The organism is Soonwooa buanensis (assembly GCF_900167905.1).
Lineage (GTDB): Bacteria > Bacteroidota > Bacteroidia > Flavobacteriales > Weeksellaceae > Soonwooa > Soonwooa buanensis.
Map to the genome: position 1 here is coordinate 169,537 of NZ_FUYZ01000005.1, position 15,616 is coordinate 185,152.

Consider the following 15,616-nt stretch of genomic DNA (forward strand, 5'->3'; position numbering starts at 1 on the left):
ATGAACGAATTAAAAAAACGTGCAAGCCTAATTCTAGACGCGCCAGATACAGATACAAATTCTAAATTATTAAAAATCTGTCAACTTCTTGATCAAGAGGTTGAATATTACAATTGGACAGGTTTCTATTTTAGAAATGGTGAAAAAGAAGAATTGATTTTAGGACCTTATGTTGGTGCAGAAACTGATCATACGGTGATTCCGTTTGGGAAAGGGATTTGTGGGCAAGTTGCCGTTTCTGGAGAGACTTTCGTGGTCCCAGATGTGCATACACAAGACAATTATCTGTCATGTTCGATTGATACAAAATCCGAAATTGTTGTTCCGATTTTTAAAAACGGAAAAAACATTGGCCAAATCGACATCGACAGTCACAAGATTGATCCTTTCACAAAGGCTGATGAAGAGGTTTTGCAGTGGATTTGTGAGAAAGTTGCCGAGATTATTTAATCAATATTTTTGAGGGATGGATTTACAAATTGCCATCAATATCGAGACTTCTAAGTTTTATGCAATTATAGAATATTTGCAAAAAAGTTCTTGGAAGTTAGTTTGTGAATACAGTCATTTGGCTTTTGATAAAGGCGTTGATTTCGATTTTTATCAGTTTAAAAAAGATCAAGAAGAAATCTTATTCGCTTGGTCTAATTGGTTTGAAGGTGAAATAAAATCTTCGCCTCAGATTCTGGAAAATCTTTCGAAGGAATTTGATTTTAAACTCAACTTTGGCGAAGCAGAATATCTCAACAATGACAACATTATCGAAGAAATGAAATCTGTACTAAGTTTTCATTGATTTAATCTTACAAAAAAATAAAAAGGCTAACTGAAAAAGTTAGCCTTTTGTTTTGGGAATTGTTCAAAAAATATTTATTTACCAAATACTTGTAAAACTATTTTTCCGTTGTATTATTAACAAAATCACAATACTCAAATTATTTATTATGAAACTAAAATCTCAACTCTTTTTACCAGTTTTTTTATTACTTGTTTTAAGTTCTTGCTCGACCAAATATGTGACGCCAGGCGGCGATGTCAAAATTTCGGAATTGGCGGATGAAGATATTTCTAAAGTTTTGTCTAACAAACCAACCGCAGAATTTCCCGTAACGATCGCCGTTGCAAGAATCCAAGCACCGAGATATTCTAATTATCGTTATTCTCAAAATGAAAATCAAGCCAATAATGGAAATTTTACGATGATATTGACACGAGATGCAAACGAGGAAAAGCAAATTCAAGAGATTGGAAAATTGCAAGGCATCAAACAGATTTCGCCATTCAACAGATTGTTGCTACCTTATAACTATAGAACGATAAAAGATTTGCGTTTGGCTGCTGCAAAAATGAAAGCGCAAATGTTGTTGGTCTATACTTTTGATACAGAGTTTTCGGTGGATGCAAAGAATTTTGGACCTCAAAATGTTTTTGCTTTGGGCTATCTTAAAAACAAGGAAGTAAAAGTGAGAACGACTTCTTCTGCAGCTTTGTTTGATGTGCAGACAGAGTATTTATACGGTTTGGCAGAAGCAACGGATGAAGTAGAAAAAAAATCTAATATTTGGAAAGAAAATCAAGATGTAGATAATCTGAGAATAGAATCCGAAAACAAATCGTTTGAAAAACTATCAAAAGAAATTGCAAAAATGTGGGACGGAATTTACTTGGAGTATAAAAAGTAGTTTGATTTAAATCCTCTCTACTTACTTTTTAAAATCTCCGAAACCAAGTTTTGGTAATAATCTCCGATGTGCGCAATTCGGGTGCCGTACCAAGAAAAAGCTTCGCCGTCTACGATTTTAATGATTTTGTTGGGATAAATTTTCTGAAGTTCTTCGACGTGTTTTTCTTTAAAAGGATAAGGTTCTGAAGACAGAAAAATAACATCTGCTTCCGCTAAATCTGTTAGTTCAAAACTCGGGTAACGTTTTTGATTGGCAAAGAAATTTTCGAAACCGATGTCTTGTAAAATATGATGAATAAAAGTGTCTCGACCAATGCTCATATAAGGATCTTTCCAAATAAGATAAGCGACTTTTAGTTTGACTTTTGGTTTGTCAAAATTAAATTGCTCCTGAATTTTAAGATTAAAATGTTGAGCAATTTCTTTTTTGTTAAATAAATTTCCGAGGTTTTTTAGCAAATAATAATTGTCTTCCAAAGTTTCGACGTGTGTGACAATCACTTTGTGCGTTTGCATCAATTCTTCGACTTGCTCTTTAACGTTTTCCTCTTTGTTGGCGAGGATAATGTCGGGATTTAGAGATTTTATCTTTTCAATATTAATGTTTTTGGTTCCGCCAATTATCGCAACATCTTGGACTTTGTTTTTGGGATGAATACAGAATTTGGTTCTGCCAACAACTTCTTCAGAAGTCAATCCAAAATCAAACAAAATCTCTGTCAACGACGGCACCAAGGACACAATTTTCATAACTCAATATTAAAAAGAAACTCCATCAAAAATAAACTTTTTGATGGAGTTTTTATTGTTTTAATTAAAATTGTGACAATTCTTTACATAAAACTCTCAACGAATTTTACCCGAATTGACGATTTATAATTAATCTTCTTTTTTAGTAGTCTTTTTAGCTGCTGGTTTTTTAGCTGGCTTTTCTTCAGCATCTTCAGTTTTTTCAGCTGCTTTTTTAGTCGTTTTTTTAGCTGGTTTTTCCTCAGCTACTGGCGCTTCTTCTACAACTTCCTCCACTTTTACAAAGCTTTCTGGTGTAATGTAACCCGCTTTTTGCAAAAGGTTATACCATTGCGCTAATTTTTTGATATCAGACTCGTATACTCTTTCTGTATCGTAGTTAGGAAGCGATTCTTCCATAAAAGTCTTAAGCTCGTCACTTTTTGACTTGTGGTTAATCGTTTGTTTGAAATCGTATTTTTTAGCAATATTTTCAAATACTTCAAATAACGGAACTTCTTTATCAAAAGTGAACATCGCGATATTATCTAGTAAGCTAACTTGGCTAGAGTTTGAGATGCTAACTTTCTTTTTAGTTGTGATATCTTCAACAATAAATCCGTTTCTTAATTGAGAAACTAATTTGAAAAGTCCTGGTTTTCCTGAGATTGAAATTATTTTTTCTAACTGCATTGTTTCAATGTTTAGTCGTTGTTTATTTTTTTTCTTATTTATTTTAAATTATTTCGGGAAGCGCATTTTGTAGTTAACGCCTACATCGCCGTTAGCGATTTTTTGTAGTTTTCCTTTTACCAATTTCTTTTTTAGTGCGCTTAGGTGATCCGTGAAAAGTATGCCATCGATGTGGTCGTACTCATGTTGAATAACGCGCGCACGAATATCCGAAAAAGTATCGATATGTTTCACAAAATTTTCATCAAAATATTCAATTTTGATAGTTTCTTTGCGTTTTACATCTTCTCTAACTTCTGGAATCGATAGACAACCTTCGTTGAATTTCCATTCTTCACCGCTTTCTTCAAGGATTTGCGCATTGATAAATACTTTTTTGAAAGTCTTAAGTTCTTCCGCAATATCTTCGTAATCTTCGTCGTCCGCAAGTGGCGTGATGTCCACGATAAAAAGTCTAATGTCCAAGCCGATTTGTGGCGCAGCAAGGCCAATGCCGTTAGCACCATTCATGGTTTCGAACATATTGTCTATCAAAGTCTGTAACTCAGGATAATCTTTGTCGATATCGTGAGCCACTTTTCTTAATATTGAATCGCCAAAGGCGCGTATTGGTAAAATCATTGTTGATCTAAAAAATTTTGCAAAATTATGGTTGCACTTACGCGGTCAATAAGACCTTTTTCTTGTCTTTGTTTTTTATTTTTTCCGCTTTGACTTATAAAAAATGAAGCCATTTTGGAAGTAAAACGTTCATCCAAACGATGTACTTTTTTATCAGGAAATTCAGTTTCAAAAACTTTTAAAAACTGCTGAATGTCCGTTTCTATTTCAGAAAGTTGTCCTTTGAGGTCGGTTGGTAAGCCAACAACAACTGCTTCTACATTATTCTTGCTGAAATAATCCTTTAGGAAATCGATCAACTTTGGCGTTTCAACGGTCGTCAATGCGCTTGCGATAATCTTAGCATCGTCGGTTGCTGCAAGTCCTGTTCTTACTTTTCCGTAGTCAATTGCGAGGATTTGTCCCATAGGTTTGCAAATTTACGAAAAATTTTAGGCTTTGAAAATTGTTTTAAAAGAGAAATGATTTAATGTTTAAGATTTAGTATTTTTGCCCTAGATATTTGTAAATAATGGCTTTAGATATTATAAATCTGACGAAGAAATTTGGTGACCAAGTGGCGCTTAATGATGTTAATATTTCAATTAATAAAAACGAAATTATCGGACTTCTAGGTCCAAATGGTGCAGGAAAATCAACGCTAATGAAATCTATTGTTGGTGCTTTGAAGATTGATGAAGGTCAAATTTTATTGGATCAAAAAGACATCACAACGCACGATATCGAAAGCAAAAAGAAGATTGGTTTTCTCCCAGAAAATAATCCTCTTTATCAAGAAATGTTCGTTAAAGAATATCTTCAGTTTGTGGCGAATATCCACGGAATCAAAAAAAATAGAGTAGACGAGGTTATCGAATTGGTTGGGATAACACCTGAGAAATCAAAAAAAATAAGTCAACTTTCTAAAGGTTATAAACAGCGTGTTGGCCTTGCACAAGCGATTCTTCATCAACCAGATTTATTGATTTTGGATGAACCAACCAATGGTCTAGATCCTAACCAAATTGTCGAAATCCGAAATGTGATTAAAGAAATTGGGAAAGAAAAAACGGTGATTTTGTCAACGCACATCATGCAAGAAGTGGAAGCACTTTGCTCACGTGTGATTTTGATTCATAAAGGAAATATCATTCAAGATTCTCCAATCTCAGAATTCAAAGGGAAATACGAAAGTCTCGAACAGGCTTTCCAAAGTTATACAGAAGCTAAACAATAAGAGTGAAAGAAGCGCGATGTCCTTGGACATCGCGCTTCGTATTTAATAATTAAGCTTGTAATTCTTCAACAAGTTTTTCGACTTTGTCAATATATTTTCCGTAATAATATTGAAACCAGAATTTTCCTAAAAGCCATAAAAATAGTAGTCCAGCCAAGATAGATCCGACAAAATAAATTGCTAATGCTAGGTCGGGCAAATCTCTAGATTTTGGAATAGATTCGATAACGATAATCATTTCGCCAACCAAAAATGGCACAAAGCTAATGTAGAACGATAAATAGTATTGCTTATTAAGATTAAATTGAGTTAACAAGTCTTTTAACGATGTTAAAGTTTCTAATTCGGGATTGCTGATTTCTTTGTAAAGTTTGAAAAATTTAGCATAGAAAAAGAAGGTAACCACAGTCATTGCTGCTACCAAAATTTCTAGATACAATCGGAATCTAAATGGCATCTGGATTCCCCAAATTGCAACCAAAACAAAGGCTAAAAGTATAACGGTTGACCAAAACTCCCAACGCATATTGCGACGGATTTTTTCTAAAGGTAGATTGAGGCTTTTTCTTTGTTCTAGGCTGACTTCAGGCGTGTTTTGGCCTTCGTCATTATCCCAAATATTTTTTAGTTCATCTATATTCATTTTGTTGTAATTTATGGATTAGATAAAATGTCTTTTAATTTATTTTTTGCACGATTCATTTTTACACGGACGTTGCCTTCAGAAATTCCCATTTGTTGCGCAATATCTTTTCCCGAAAAATCTTCGAGATAATAGAAGATAAAAGCTTTGTCAATGGGATTAAGTTGTTGGATGGCTTCGTACATTTTTTGTAATTTCTCTTCTTTTTCGTGGTTGTAATCTTCTTGTTCAATTTTAAAATTTGAGACTTCTACATTGTCGATAAAACTTCTTCTTTTCTCTGATTTTAAAAATACAATAGCAGTGTTAAGCGCTACACGATAGAGCCAAGTCGAAAATTCGCTTTCGCCTTTAAAACTCGAAAAAGCCTTCCAAACCTGAAATGTAATCTCCTGGAAAAGATCTTCCTGATCCTCCCGATTGTCCATATACATTTTCGAAATTTTGAAAATGATGCCTTTATGCTTTTCGATTTTTAGTAAAAACTCAGATTCTAGAGTTGTCATTTATTTTAGTTCTCACAAGGTTAGTGACTGATTCTTTAAAATGTTACAAAAAAATAATATTATTTTTTCGAGGCTCAAATTTGATAATTGATAATTTAGTTTTAAAATATTAGATTTGTATCACATCAAAGATAAAATTATGAAAAGAACACTTTTAGCATTGGCTGTAGTCAGCTTAGTTGCTTGTAAAAAAAATGAAGATGCTAACGCGAAAACTTCCACTTCGGTAGGTGACGTTGTCAACGGTGCAAAAACGCTCAACAACTTATCCGCATCTATGGATGATATCGAGAAAAAAATGGAAGAGTTGAAAACAACAGCTCCAGCAACTAATGATGAGCTAAAGTCTATTCTGCCAACAACCGCACTAGGCTTAGCAAGAACCGAAATAAGAGTAGGAGATAGCTCTATGATAGGATTGGCTTCGGCAGATGCAAAGTATAGCGACAACGCCGATAAGTATGTTGAAATTAGCATTGTGGACGGCGCAGGCGAAGCTGGTAGCGGCATGCTTGCTATGTTGATGATGGGGCTAAAAGCAGAGTCAGAAAAAACAGATGCTGAAGGTTATGAAAAAACGACCAATTTTAATAATGTACGTGCAAGCATTTCTGAGAAGAAAAATGGAGAAATTATGGAATCCGAAATTCAGTATCTTGTTAAAGACCGTTATGCAGTAAAAATAGAAGGCGAAGGTTACACGCTCGATCAACTAAAAGCTGTGATGAGCGAGATTAATACCTCTTCATTAAAATAAATTAAGAGTCTGTTTAAATTTTATTGTTAAATTTTGACTGCTATTTTGAGATGAATTTTTCACTTCGGATTTGAAGATTTGGTGGACTAAATCAAGAATACGAGGTGAAAAATTGGCTTAAAAGAGCTACAAAATATAGCAAAGATTATTTTAAATGTATATTAGCAAATTTCGTTAAAATTTTTAAATAGACTCTGTAGCTTCCGAAAGGAAGTTTTTTTTGTTTTAAATTTGATTTAAATTTAAAAAATAATGAAAGTTTTAAAAATATTAAGTTTCGGATTGTTGCTGGTTGTTGGATTTTCAAACGCTCAACAATCGACAGTATTAATGCGCGGTAAAGAAATAAAAACTTTTGCAAAACTTCCTAATGTTGGTACTGCAGCTCCTAATTTTGAATTGACAGATGACAAAATGGAAAGCAAAAGTCTTGAGAGTTACAAAGGAAAATATTTAATCCTAAATATTTTTCCGAGTGTTGATACAGGCGTTTGCTCGCTGTCGGTAAGAAAGTTTAATGAGATGGCTGCGGATCTTCCCAATACCTCGGTGTTATGTATTTCTAAAGATTTACCCTTTGCGCAAAAGCGTTTTTGTGGTGCAGAAGGTATCAAAAATGTTGTGATGTTGTCAGATTTTAGAACAGATTTTGGAAAACGTTACGGCGTCGAAATGATAGATGGCGCATCACGAGGCTTGTTAAGTCGCGCGGTGGTTGTTATTGATCCACAAGGCAAAATCGTCTACGAAGAGCAAGTCGCAGACATTAGCCAAGAACCTCACTATGATAAAGCTTTAGCAGCGATTAAAAAATAAAAAAACAGTCTCAAAATTTTGAGACTGTTTTTTGTTTAAAAAAGATTGTATTTATTTCAGTTTTTTCAAACCAAAAGCAAGCATGATTTGGAAAACACCAATCATAATAAATGAAATAGCGGTGTAGTACACAATTGTTAAACCTCCAAATACAGGATTTACAATCATTAGTATAGCGAATAATAATCCCAAAATACTAAAAATCATCACGGTTCCCCAAGATTTAATCCCAACTTTTTTTAATGCTAAAGAGGATCCAATCCCCATAATCGAACGAAACAAAATCGTAATCCCGACATATAACGGCAATATTGTCGCACTCAAAGCAGGTGAGGAGATTAGCATAATCCCTAAAATTAAATCAACAATACCTCCAGCTAACGACCATCCCCAATTGGGATAATGTCTGTTGCTAAAAGCGTTAACAACTTCCATGATACCTGTAACAAAAAAGATAGCTGCAAATATCATCGATAATGTTAAATAAGAAGCAAGCGGTGTACGGAAAATATATATTCCACTAATGATAAAGATAATCCCTGTAATTAACGGAAGATACCAGTATTTGTACGGATTTGTGTAGTTTTGACTCATTGTAATAATTTTTTGAATACCAATAGACTTGCAAAATATATACCTTACCCGACTTTCATGATATTTATTATGCGATACGTTAGATTTAAAATTTTGTCGTTTTTTTAAACTTTTATTAAATGAAATCGAGAAGCTTTAGTTTTATCTTTTATTTAATAAAGCATTAACATATTTTTGAAATTAAAGACAGTAATTTTATAATTCAAAAATCACAAAAAAATGGATACATTATCACAACTTAAAGAAGAATTAAAAAACGAATACGAAACAACTAAAGCATTTTTTGATCGTTTTCCTGAGGATAAAAATGATTACGCACCGCACGAGAAAAGTATGAAATTAATGCCGTTAGCGTCACATATTGCTGAGGTTTTTGCTTGGCCAAAATTTATTCTGAACACATCAGAGTTAGACTTTGGGAAAGGCGATTATCAACCAGTTAAGATTTCAACAAAAGCCGAACTTCAGCAGAAGTTAGAAGACGATTACAATGCGGGAATTGCGAGTCTAGAAGCGGCGACCGAAGATCAACTAGAACCAAATTGGGCTATAAAAAATAATGGCGAAACGATGATGGAATGGACAAAGTATGGCGCTATCCGACATGCGTTGAATCAAGCGACGCATCACAGAGCGCAGCTAGGCGTCTATTATCGATTAAATGATATTCCATTGCCACCAAGCTACGGACCATCTGCGGATACAGAATATTAATTTGTCCAAGTTTTAGGATGAAATATTAGCATCATTTCAAATAGATGTTGAAGTAACTCAATTGAGAGTAGTAATTATTAAATATTTAAAACTCGTAACAGATTTTGATTGAAAGATTAAAATTTTGGTGCGAGTTTTTTTGTTTTTAAAATCATATTTAGTTTTTCTTTATTTATTGATGATAGAAATGTTAAATTTCTATCAGGTTGATATTATTGAAATTAAATTGTTAAAAAGTGTATAAATTTAATTAAAATGACGATTGTTGTTAATGATTGTTTGTGTTGCCGAGAAAGGAATTTTATTTTTGAGTAAAATTTAAAAGTATGAAAAAATTATTATTCCTTTTATGCGCTTCACAACTAAGTTTTGCGCAGCAGTCTGTTTTCTCTCAGCCGCAAAAAGACCAACTTAATTCCTTTAATTCGCCATCTCTTAATGATACGACACAAAAAAGTATTTTTATTGCAGACGATTTCGAACTAGCAAAGGCAGTTAAGATTGAAAAAGTAAAGGTTTTCGCAAAAACTGATGCTGGCTTTTTAGATGCAGGAAATCTTATTTCTTGGAACATTTTAATTTTTCAAGATCAATCTGGCAAGCCATCTGCCATTCCAGGAAAAAATGAAACTGGCGTAGTTTACAAATTTAGCAAATTAGCTTCTCAAGGAGGTGTGACCGTAACGCAGGCTGGAAATGATGCTACTAATATTTCGGTTGAGTTTGATACGACTGATAATAGTTTTGTTTTTCAACCAAATACAAAATATTGGATAAGTGTGTTCCCAACTGTAAAAAGCGAAGAGAATTTTTTTAGCGAAAAGTTTTTCTATTGGGCGGCATCAACAACGACCACACCTAAGCTAGAACAAGCAAAAATGGTGGATCCTGATGATATTATGATGAATAGTTATACGACTTGGACCGACCTTAAAGGGCCTTCTATGGGGATTACAGGTATGGCTTTCGAATTGTACGGTAAAGATGCTTTGTCAGCTAACGACATTACTAAATCTGCTATAAAAGTCTATCCAAATCCAACTTCTAAAACACTTAGTATTAATGCTAAAAATGTTAAATCGACAGAAGTTTATTCTTTGGATGGAAAGTTGGTTTTAACATCAACAAAATCAGAAGTTAATGTTGAAACTTTAGCAAAAGGAACTTACACGCTGGTTGTGACTTTTGATAACGGACAAAAATCGACAGAAAAGTTTATCAAGAACTAAAATATTTTTTCCCTTTAAATAAAAAAAGCCAGTTGTCATCAACTGGCTTTTCTTTTATCTATCATAAAGTTTGTTGTAAAGATCCATAAAATGTTCTTTAATCACTTTACGTTTTAACTTCAAAGTTGGTGTCAACATTCCGTTTTCCTCAGACCAAATCTCGGGTGTTAATTCTATTTTTTTGATTTGTTCCCAATGACCAAGATTCTTGTTAATGTTCTCCATTTCTTTTTCGATGGCAGCTTTTAGTTCTGGACTTTTTGCAATCTCTTCAGGCGTTGTCCCAATGTTGACATTGTTGTCTTTCGCCCATTTTTTAGCATAATCGAAATCGGGTTGTATAAGTGCTGTTGGCATTTTTTCACCTTCGCCAACAACCATAATTTGTTCAATAAATAAAGAAGCCTTCGCAAGATTTTCGATGACTTGTGGTGCAACATATTTACCGCCCGACGTTTTGAACATTTCTTTTTTTCTATCGGTAATAAAAAGGAATCCATCTTTATCCAAATGTCCAATATCACCTGTTTTGAAGTAGCCTTCATTATCAAAAGCATCTTTAGTTAATTCTGGATTCTTGTAATAACCTTGGGTTACAGTTGGTCCTTTAACCGTGATTTCGCCATCTTCCGCTATTTTAACGTTAACATTAAAAAGAGGTTTTCCGATGGAACCCATTTTCATAAATTCGAAACTGTTAACCGAAATTACAGGCGAAGTTTCTGTCAAACCATAACCTTCCTGAATCGGAATGCCAGCTGCCTGAAACATAATATTAAGACGTGTAGAAAGTGGCGCAGAACCAGATACTAAAGTTAAAATATTACCTCCAATACCAGCTCTCCATTTCGAGAAAACTAATTTGTCAGCAATCTTGTGGAAGAAACTTTTTGGTGCACCAAGTTTATAATTTTCGGCAATTTTGAGTGACCATAAGAAAATACTTTTTTTGATGCCGCCAGCTTCGGTTCCTTTTTTATAAATTGAATCATAAACTTTCTCGATAACACGCGGAACAACCGTCATATAATGCGGTTTTACTTCTTGAAGATTTTCACTAAGCTTGTCTGTGCTTTCAGCGAAATAAATAGCAAAACCATTGTAAGTAAAAAGGTAGAAAATCATCCTTTCGAAGACGTGACACATCGGTAAAAAACTCAATGCACGACTGTCGTTGCCTTGTCTGCGCGGGATTCTGTCTTCGCAACCAATGATGTCTTGGACGATATTGTTGTGTGTTAACATCACGCCTTTTGGTTTTCCTGTCGTCCCAGAAGTGTAGATAATCGACACTAAGTCGTCTGGATAAATTTCCTTTTTAATATCGTCAACTTCAGCTTGAAGGCTGTCATCTTTCCCAAGTTCTAAAATATCTTCCCAATGTTTAGCAGCATTAACTTTATCAAAAGTATAGATCTCCTTTATCAAAGGAAGTTGATCACGGATTTCATTAATTTTATTAAATAACTTTTCATCCGATACAAAGCAAAATAACGAATCCGAATCGCCAAGATTATAGACGCAATCGGCCTGCGAAATCGATGGATAGATAGGAACCGTGATAATGCCGAGTTGCAAAGCTGCTTGGTCGATAATGCACCATTCGGTTCTGTTGGTTGTGGTGATAAGTCCTATTTTGTCACCTTTTTTTAAACCTAATTTTATTAAACCTCTAGAAAATTGATTGCTTTTTGCAATGAAGTCTTCAGTTGAAAGATTTCTCCAACTTCCACCAATTTTGTCATTGATGTAGTCTTTTTTTGGAAATTTTTCTAGTGTAATATAAGGAATATCGAAAATTCGAGTTAATGTCATGTTGTTTGTAACAAAGATTGAATGCAAATATAACAATTATGAGTTTTTTCAAAAAAATAAAGCTATCCAATGGATAGCTTTTTATGTTAATTATTTTCTGTCGTACAACTTTTCATATAAATCGATGAAAGCTTCTTTGATGGCTTTACGTTTAAGTTTAAGAGTTGGTGTTAGTAGTCCGTCATCTATTGACCATACTTTTGGTGTGAGTTCAATCTTTTTAATCTGCTCCCACTTGCCTAATTTTTTATTAAGCGTTTCCATCTCTTGCATGATTCTTTCCTTTAGTTCTGGGCTTTTTGCCATTTCTTCTGGTGTTGTACCAATGTTGAGGTTTTTAATTTTAGCCCAATTTTGTGCGAAATTAAAATCTGGTTGTACCAAAGCGGTTGGCATTTTTTCACCTTCACCAACAACCATGATTTGCTCAATAAATTTTGAAGCTTTAGCATGATTCTCGATAACTTGAGGAGCAATGAATTTTCCTCCAGAAGTTTTGAACATTTCTTTTTTTCTATCGGTGATAAATAAGAAGCCATCGTCGTCAATGTGTCCAATATCGCCCGTTTTGAAATAACCATCCTCTGTGAAAGCTTCCTGCGTTTTTTCGTCGTCCTTGTAATAACCACCAAAAATAGAAGGTCCTTTAACTGTGATCTCGCCATCAGCAGCTATTTTAACATCAACATTACTTAGTGGAACGCCTACAGAGCCTAATCTCATTTTTTCGAAACTGTTAACCGAAATTACGGGTGAAGTTTCTGTTAAGCCATAACCTTCCAAAACTGGGATTCCCGCAGCTTGGAACATTCTGTTTAATCTTGAAGATAAGGCTGCCGAGCCAGAAACTAATGTTATTAAATTTCCGCCCAAGCCTTCTCTCCATTTTTTGAAAACCAGTTTGTCAGCAATAATATGCGCAAAAGATTTTGGCGCTTGTAGATTGTATTTTTCGGCAATCGAAATTGACCAAAGGAAGATTTTAGATTTAATACCACCAGCTGAAGTTCCTTTATTATAAATAGAATCGTAAACTTTTTCTACCAAACGTGGAACAACTGTCATGTAGTGAGGCTTGGCTTCTTTGACATTTTCACCAATTTTTTCGATGCTCTCGGCATAGTAAATCGATATACCATTATTAACGAAAATATAATATACCATTCTTTCAAAAATATGACAAATCGGTAAAAAACTTAATGCACGAAGGTCTTTATAGTTAATGCTTTTGTCTCTTGGGATTCGAGAATCGCTTCCCAAAACATTTGACACGATGTTTTTGTGTGTTAGCATCACGCCTTTGGGACGTCCTGTTGTACCAGAAGTGTAGATTAATGTCACCACGTCATCTTCTTGTATGCCTTTGGATAGATCTTCAACTTCTTGCTGTGTCGCATCATCTTCTCCAAGATCTAATATTTCTTTCCAATTAGGAGCGCCGTCTACATCATCAAAACAAAAAACACCAGCCAAAGATGACACCTCAGGCTTTACAACCTGCATTTTTTTGTATAAGTCAACATCTGATACGAAGCAATATTTTATTTCGGCATTATTAAAAATATACACATAATCTTCCTCCGAAATGGTTGGATATACAGGCACCGAAATAGCGCCGATTTGAGAAATTCCCAAATCCATAATGCTCCATTCTGTACGGTTGTTGCTTGTGATTAATCCGATTTTGTCACCAGGTTTTATCCCTAGTTTTAACAGTCCTCGAGAAATTTTGTTTGCTTGGTTAATAAACTCTAAGGTGGACGTTTTTTTCCATTCCCCATTCTTTTTCGTGACCAAAGCATCATTTTTAGGATATTGATTTAGAGCCTTATGAGCAAAATCAAACGTTCTTTTAACAGACATATCGTTAAATATTTGATAATTTTTAAATTAAATTTAATAAAAAGTAGGTTTTCGTAAATATAGTTTTTTTTAGTCAAATGGCAAAAATGTATTTTATTCGATACATATCGTTATAATTTTCGTAAAAATCGTAAATTTACAAGCAATTAATACTAGTAATTGATATGGATTTTAATTTATCAGAAGAACAACTGATGATTCAGCAGGCAGCTAGAGATTTCGCTCAGACTGAATTACTTCCTGGTGTTATCGAAAGAGATACACATCAAAAATTCCCGACAGAACAAGTTAAGAAAATGGGAGAACTTGGTTTCCTAGGTATGATGGTTGACCCAAAATACGGAGGAGCTGGTCTTGACAGTGTATCTTACGTTCTTGCAATGGAAGAAATTGCAAAAATTGATGCTTCTGCTGCAGTAGTAATGTCAGTTAACAACTCTTTAGTATGTGCTGGTCTAGAAAAATTTGCTAGCGAAGAGCAAAAAATGAAGTATCTAAAACCTCTTGCAAGTGGAGAAGTTATCGGTGCTTTCGCATTGTCTGAGCCAGAAGCTGGATCTGACGCAACATCTCAACGTACAACTGCTGAGGATAAAGGTGATTATTATTTATTAAACGGTACTAAAAACTGGATTACTAACGGTGGTAACGCATCTTATTATATCGTTATTGCGCAGACTGATCCAGAAAAGAAGCATAAAGGTATCAACGCCTTCATCGTAGAAAGAGGTTGGGAAGGTTTCGAAATTGGTCCAAAAGAAGACAAATTAGGAATTAGAGGAAGTGACACGCATTCTTTACTTTTCACAGATGTTAAAGTACCAAAAGAAAACAGAATTGGTGAAGACGGATTCGGATTCAACTTTGCAATGGCGGTTCTTAACGGCGGTAGAATTGGTATCGCGTCTCAAGCTTTAGGTATCGCATCTGGTGCTTACGAATTGGCGCTTAAATATGCTAAAGAAAGAAAAGCTTTCGGTACAGAGATTATCAACCACCAAGCGATTGCTTTCAAATTAGCTGATATGCACGTTAACATTACAGCGGCTAGAATGCTTTGTTTCAAAGCGGCAGTTGAGAAAGATGCGGGTAAAGATATCTCAGAAAGTGGCGCTATGGCAAAACTTTATTCGTCTCAAGTTGCGATGGATACAACTATCGAAGCGGTACAAGTACACGGTGGATATGGTTATGTTAAAGAATATCACGTAGAACGATTGATGCGTGATGCGAAGATTACACAAATCTACGAAGGTACCTCAGAAATCCAAAAGATTGTGATCTCTAGAAGTATTGCTAAGAAATAATTTGTTGTTATCTTTATCAATTAAACATAAATTATCATGAAATATTTTTGGATTTTTTTGGCAGCAGCAGTGCTTTTACTAGGCGGTTTTGTTTGGTATAAATTTTATTTTGTATTCGGAGAAGGCGTTAAATCTGGTTATCTAAACTATGCTGTTAAAAAAGGAAATGTTTTCAAAACCTATGAAGGGAAGTTGATCCAAGAAGGATTTGGCACGACCAAAGTTGGTGGTGCACTTGGAAGCAATCAGTTTGAATTTTCTATCGAAGATGAAGCTGTTTTCAAGCAATTAGAACTTAATAGCGGAAAGTATTTCGATTTACATTACAAAGAATATCATGGTAGCTTGCCGTGGCGAGGAAATACAGTGTATGTCGTTGATAAAGTTATCAGCATGAAATAATAAAAGAGTCCCTTTCAGTAATGAAAG

General features: G+C 34.4%; 19 protein-coding genes. 10 read left to right on the plus strand and 9 right to left on the minus strand.

Annotated features, from left to right (window positions below):
- The 3 genes from B5X62_RS08865 to B5X62_RS08875 all read left to right on the plus strand — a co-directional run bounded on the left by B5X62_RS08865 (position 1) and on the right by B5X62_RS08875 (position 1,682).
- Positions 1 to 450, plus strand: a complete 450-nt coding sequence (locus B5X62_RS08865) for a GAF domain-containing protein (protein ID WP_079667073.1) — start codon at positions 1 to 3, stop codon at positions 448 to 450.
- Between the two features lie 16 nt (positions 451 to 466).
- Positions 467 to 796, plus strand: a complete 330-nt coding sequence (locus tag B5X62_RS15525; RefSeq protein WP_079667074.1) for a hypothetical protein — start codon at positions 467 to 469, stop codon at positions 794 to 796.
- Positions 797 to 944: 148 nt separating this feature from the next.
- Positions 945 to 1,682 (plus strand): hypothetical protein, encoded by a 738-nt coding sequence (locus tag B5X62_RS08875; protein ID WP_079667075.1) that lies wholly within the window; start codon positions 945 to 947, stop codon positions 1,680 to 1,682.
- Positions 1,683 to 1,699: 17 nt separating this feature from the next.
- Here B5X62_RS08875 and B5X62_RS08880 read toward each other — a convergent pair whose 3' ends face one another.
- From B5X62_RS08880 to ruvX, 4 genes are all read right to left on the minus strand, one after another.
- Complete coding sequence (locus tag B5X62_RS08880) at positions 1,700 to 2,434, minus strand: ABC transporter substrate-binding protein (protein ID WP_079667076.1); 735 nt, start codon at positions 2,432 to 2,434, stop codon at positions 1,700 to 1,702.
- A 129-nt stretch (positions 2,435 to 2,563) separates the two neighbouring features.
- Positions 2,564 to 3,106, minus strand: coding sequence for a DUF5606 family protein (locus tag B5X62_RS08885; protein WP_079667077.1), 543 nt, complete (start codon positions 3,104 to 3,106; stop codon positions 2,564 to 2,566).
- A gap of 48 nt (positions 3,107 to 3,154) precedes the next feature.
- A complete protein-coding gene (gene def / locus B5X62_RS08890; protein ID WP_079667078.1) occupies positions 3,155 to 3,727 on the minus strand; it encodes a peptide deformylase in 573 nt (190 codons plus the stop codon).
- Complete coding sequence (gene ruvX / locus B5X62_RS08895) at positions 3,724 to 4,134, minus strand: Holliday junction resolvase RuvX (protein WP_079667079.1); 411 nt, start codon at positions 4,132 to 4,134, stop codon at positions 3,724 to 3,726. Before ruvX ends, def begins: the two co-directional genes overlap by 4 nt.
- Positions 4,135 to 4,238: 104 nt before the next feature.
- On the opposite strand from ruvX, the gene B5X62_RS08900 reads away from it, so the two are divergent.
- Positions 4,239 to 4,943 carry an ABC transporter ATP-binding protein gene (locus B5X62_RS08900; RefSeq protein WP_079667080.1) on the plus strand — a complete coding sequence of 235 codons (705 nt, stop codon included), beginning with the start codon at positions 4,239 to 4,241 and terminating at the stop codon, positions 4,941 to 4,943.
- Positions 4,944 to 4,992: 49 nt separating this feature from the next.
- On the opposite strand, the gene B5X62_RS08905 is transcribed toward B5X62_RS08900, so the two are convergent.
- Both B5X62_RS08905 and B5X62_RS08910 read right to left on the minus strand, forming a co-directional pair.
- Positions 4,993 to 5,586: a hypothetical protein gene (locus B5X62_RS08905; RefSeq protein ID WP_079667081.1), complete on the minus strand. Its 594-nt coding sequence runs from the start codon at positions 5,584 to 5,586 to the stop codon at positions 4,993 to 4,995.
- Between the two features lie 11 nt (positions 5,587 to 5,597).
- Positions 5,598 to 6,092 (minus strand): RNA polymerase sigma factor, encoded by a 495-nt coding sequence (locus B5X62_RS08910; RefSeq protein WP_079667082.1) that lies wholly within the window; start codon positions 6,090 to 6,092, stop codon positions 5,598 to 5,600.
- Positions 6,093 to 6,231: 139 nt separating this feature from the next.
- On the opposite strand from B5X62_RS08910, the gene B5X62_RS08915 reads away from it, so the two are divergent.
- Positions 6,232 to 6,849 carry a hypothetical protein gene (locus B5X62_RS08915; protein ID WP_079667083.1) on the plus strand — a complete coding sequence of 206 codons (618 nt, stop codon included), beginning with the start codon at positions 6,232 to 6,234 and terminating at the stop codon, positions 6,847 to 6,849.
- A gap of 252 nt (positions 6,850 to 7,101) precedes the next feature.
- On the plus strand, positions 7,102 to 7,665 hold the full coding sequence (gene tpx, locus B5X62_RS08920) for a thiol peroxidase (protein WP_079667084.1): 564 nt from the start codon (positions 7,102 to 7,104) through the stop codon (positions 7,663 to 7,665).
- 51 nt (positions 7,666 to 7,716) lie between these two features.
- On the opposite strand, the gene B5X62_RS08925 is transcribed toward tpx, so the two are convergent.
- Complete coding sequence (locus B5X62_RS08925; RefSeq protein ID WP_079667085.1) at positions 7,717 to 8,259, minus strand: HdeD family acid-resistance protein; 543 nt, start codon at positions 8,257 to 8,259, stop codon at positions 7,717 to 7,719.
- A gap of 219 nt (positions 8,260 to 8,478) precedes the next feature.
- Here B5X62_RS08925 and B5X62_RS08930 point away from each other — a divergent pair, with 219 nt between their 5' ends.
- Positions 8,479 to 8,973: a DinB family protein gene (locus B5X62_RS08930; protein WP_079667086.1), complete on the plus strand. Its 495-nt coding sequence runs from the start codon at positions 8,479 to 8,481 to the stop codon at positions 8,971 to 8,973.
- A gap of 326 nt (positions 8,974 to 9,299) precedes the next feature.
- A complete protein-coding gene (locus B5X62_RS08935) occupies positions 9,300 to 10,202 on the plus strand; it encodes a T9SS type A sorting domain-containing protein (RefSeq protein ID WP_079667087.1) in 903 nt (300 codons plus the stop codon).
- Positions 10,203 to 10,256: 54 nt separating this feature from the next.
- Here the strand turns inward: B5X62_RS08935 and B5X62_RS08940 are convergent, their stop codons facing one another.
- Together B5X62_RS08940 and B5X62_RS08945 are read right to left on the minus strand one after the other, a co-directional pair.
- Positions 10,257 to 12,017, minus strand: coding sequence for an AMP-dependent synthetase/ligase (locus tag B5X62_RS08940; RefSeq protein WP_079667088.1), 1,761 nt, complete (start codon positions 12,015 to 12,017; stop codon positions 10,257 to 10,259).
- Positions 12,018 to 12,107: 90 nt separating this feature from the next.
- Positions 12,108 to 13,880, minus strand: coding sequence for an AMP-dependent synthetase/ligase (locus B5X62_RS08945; protein ID WP_079667089.1), 1,773 nt, complete (start codon positions 13,878 to 13,880; stop codon positions 12,108 to 12,110).
- A gap of 164 nt (positions 13,881 to 14,044) precedes the next feature.
- Between B5X62_RS08945 and B5X62_RS08950 the strand changes: the two genes are divergently transcribed.
- Positions 14,045 to 15,187 (plus strand): acyl-CoA dehydrogenase, encoded by a 1,143-nt coding sequence (locus tag B5X62_RS08950; protein ID WP_079667090.1) that lies wholly within the window; start codon positions 14,045 to 14,047, stop codon positions 15,185 to 15,187.
- Positions 15,188 to 15,223: 36 nt separating this feature from the next.
- Entirely contained in the window at positions 15,224 to 15,589 is a 366-nt protein-coding gene (locus B5X62_RS08955; protein WP_079667091.1) for a hypothetical protein, read from the plus strand.
- Positions 15,590 to 15,616: the final 27 nt, after the last annotated feature.

Coding starts and splice junctions, on each gene's coding strand:
- B5X62_RS08865 (WP_079667073.1), top strand. CDS start 1: ATGAACGAATTAAAAAAACGTGCAAGCCTAATTCTAGACGCGCCAGAT.
- B5X62_RS15525 (WP_079667074.1), top strand. CDS start 467: ATGGATTTACAAATTGCCATCAATATCGAGACTTCTAAGTTTTATGCA.
- B5X62_RS08875 (WP_079667075.1), top strand. CDS start 945: ATGAAACTAAAATCTCAACTCTTTTTACCAGTTTTTTTATTACTTGTT.
- B5X62_RS08880 (WP_079667076.1), bottom strand. CDS start 2,434: ATGAAAATTGTGTCCTTGGTGCCGTCGTTGACAGAGATTTTGTTTGAT.
- B5X62_RS08885 (WP_079667077.1), bottom strand. CDS start 3,106: ATGCAGTTAGAAAAAATAATTTCAATCTCAGGAAAACCAGGACTTTTC.
- def (WP_079667078.1), bottom strand. CDS start 3,727: ATGATTTTACCAATACGCGCCTTTGGCGATTCAATATTAAGAAAAGTG.
- ruvX (WP_079667079.1), bottom strand. CDS start 4,134: ATGGGACAAATCCTCGCAATTGACTACGGAAAAGTAAGAACAGGACTT.
- B5X62_RS08900 (WP_079667080.1), top strand. CDS start 4,239: ATGGCTTTAGATATTATAAATCTGACGAAGAAATTTGGTGACCAAGTG.
- B5X62_RS08905 (WP_079667081.1), bottom strand. CDS start 5,586: ATGAATATAGATGAACTAAAAAATATTTGGGATAATGACGAAGGCCAA.
- B5X62_RS08910 (WP_079667082.1), bottom strand. CDS start 6,092: ATGACAACTCTAGAATCTGAGTTTTTACTAAAAATCGAAAAGCATAAA.
- B5X62_RS08915 (WP_079667083.1), top strand. CDS start 6,232: ATGAAAAGAACACTTTTAGCATTGGCTGTAGTCAGCTTAGTTGCTTGT.
- tpx (WP_079667084.1), top strand. CDS start 7,102: ATGAAAGTTTTAAAAATATTAAGTTTCGGATTGTTGCTGGTTGTTGGA.
- B5X62_RS08925 (WP_079667085.1), bottom strand. CDS start 8,259: ATGAGTCAAAACTACACAAATCCGTACAAATACTGGTATCTTCCGTTA.
- B5X62_RS08930 (WP_079667086.1), top strand. CDS start 8,479: ATGGATACATTATCACAACTTAAAGAAGAATTAAAAAACGAATACGAA.
- B5X62_RS08935 (WP_079667087.1), top strand. CDS start 9,300: ATGAAAAAATTATTATTCCTTTTATGCGCTTCACAACTAAGTTTTGCG.
- B5X62_RS08940 (WP_079667088.1), bottom strand. CDS start 12,017: ATGACATTAACTCGAATTTTCGATATTCCTTATATTACACTAGAAAAA.
- B5X62_RS08945 (WP_079667089.1), bottom strand. CDS start 13,880: ATGTCTGTTAAAAGAACGTTTGATTTTGCTCATAAGGCTCTAAATCAA.
- B5X62_RS08950 (WP_079667090.1), top strand. CDS start 14,045: ATGGATTTTAATTTATCAGAAGAACAACTGATGATTCAGCAGGCAGCT.
- B5X62_RS08955 (WP_079667091.1), top strand. CDS start 15,224: ATGAAATATTTTTGGATTTTTTTGGCAGCAGCAGTGCTTTTACTAGGC.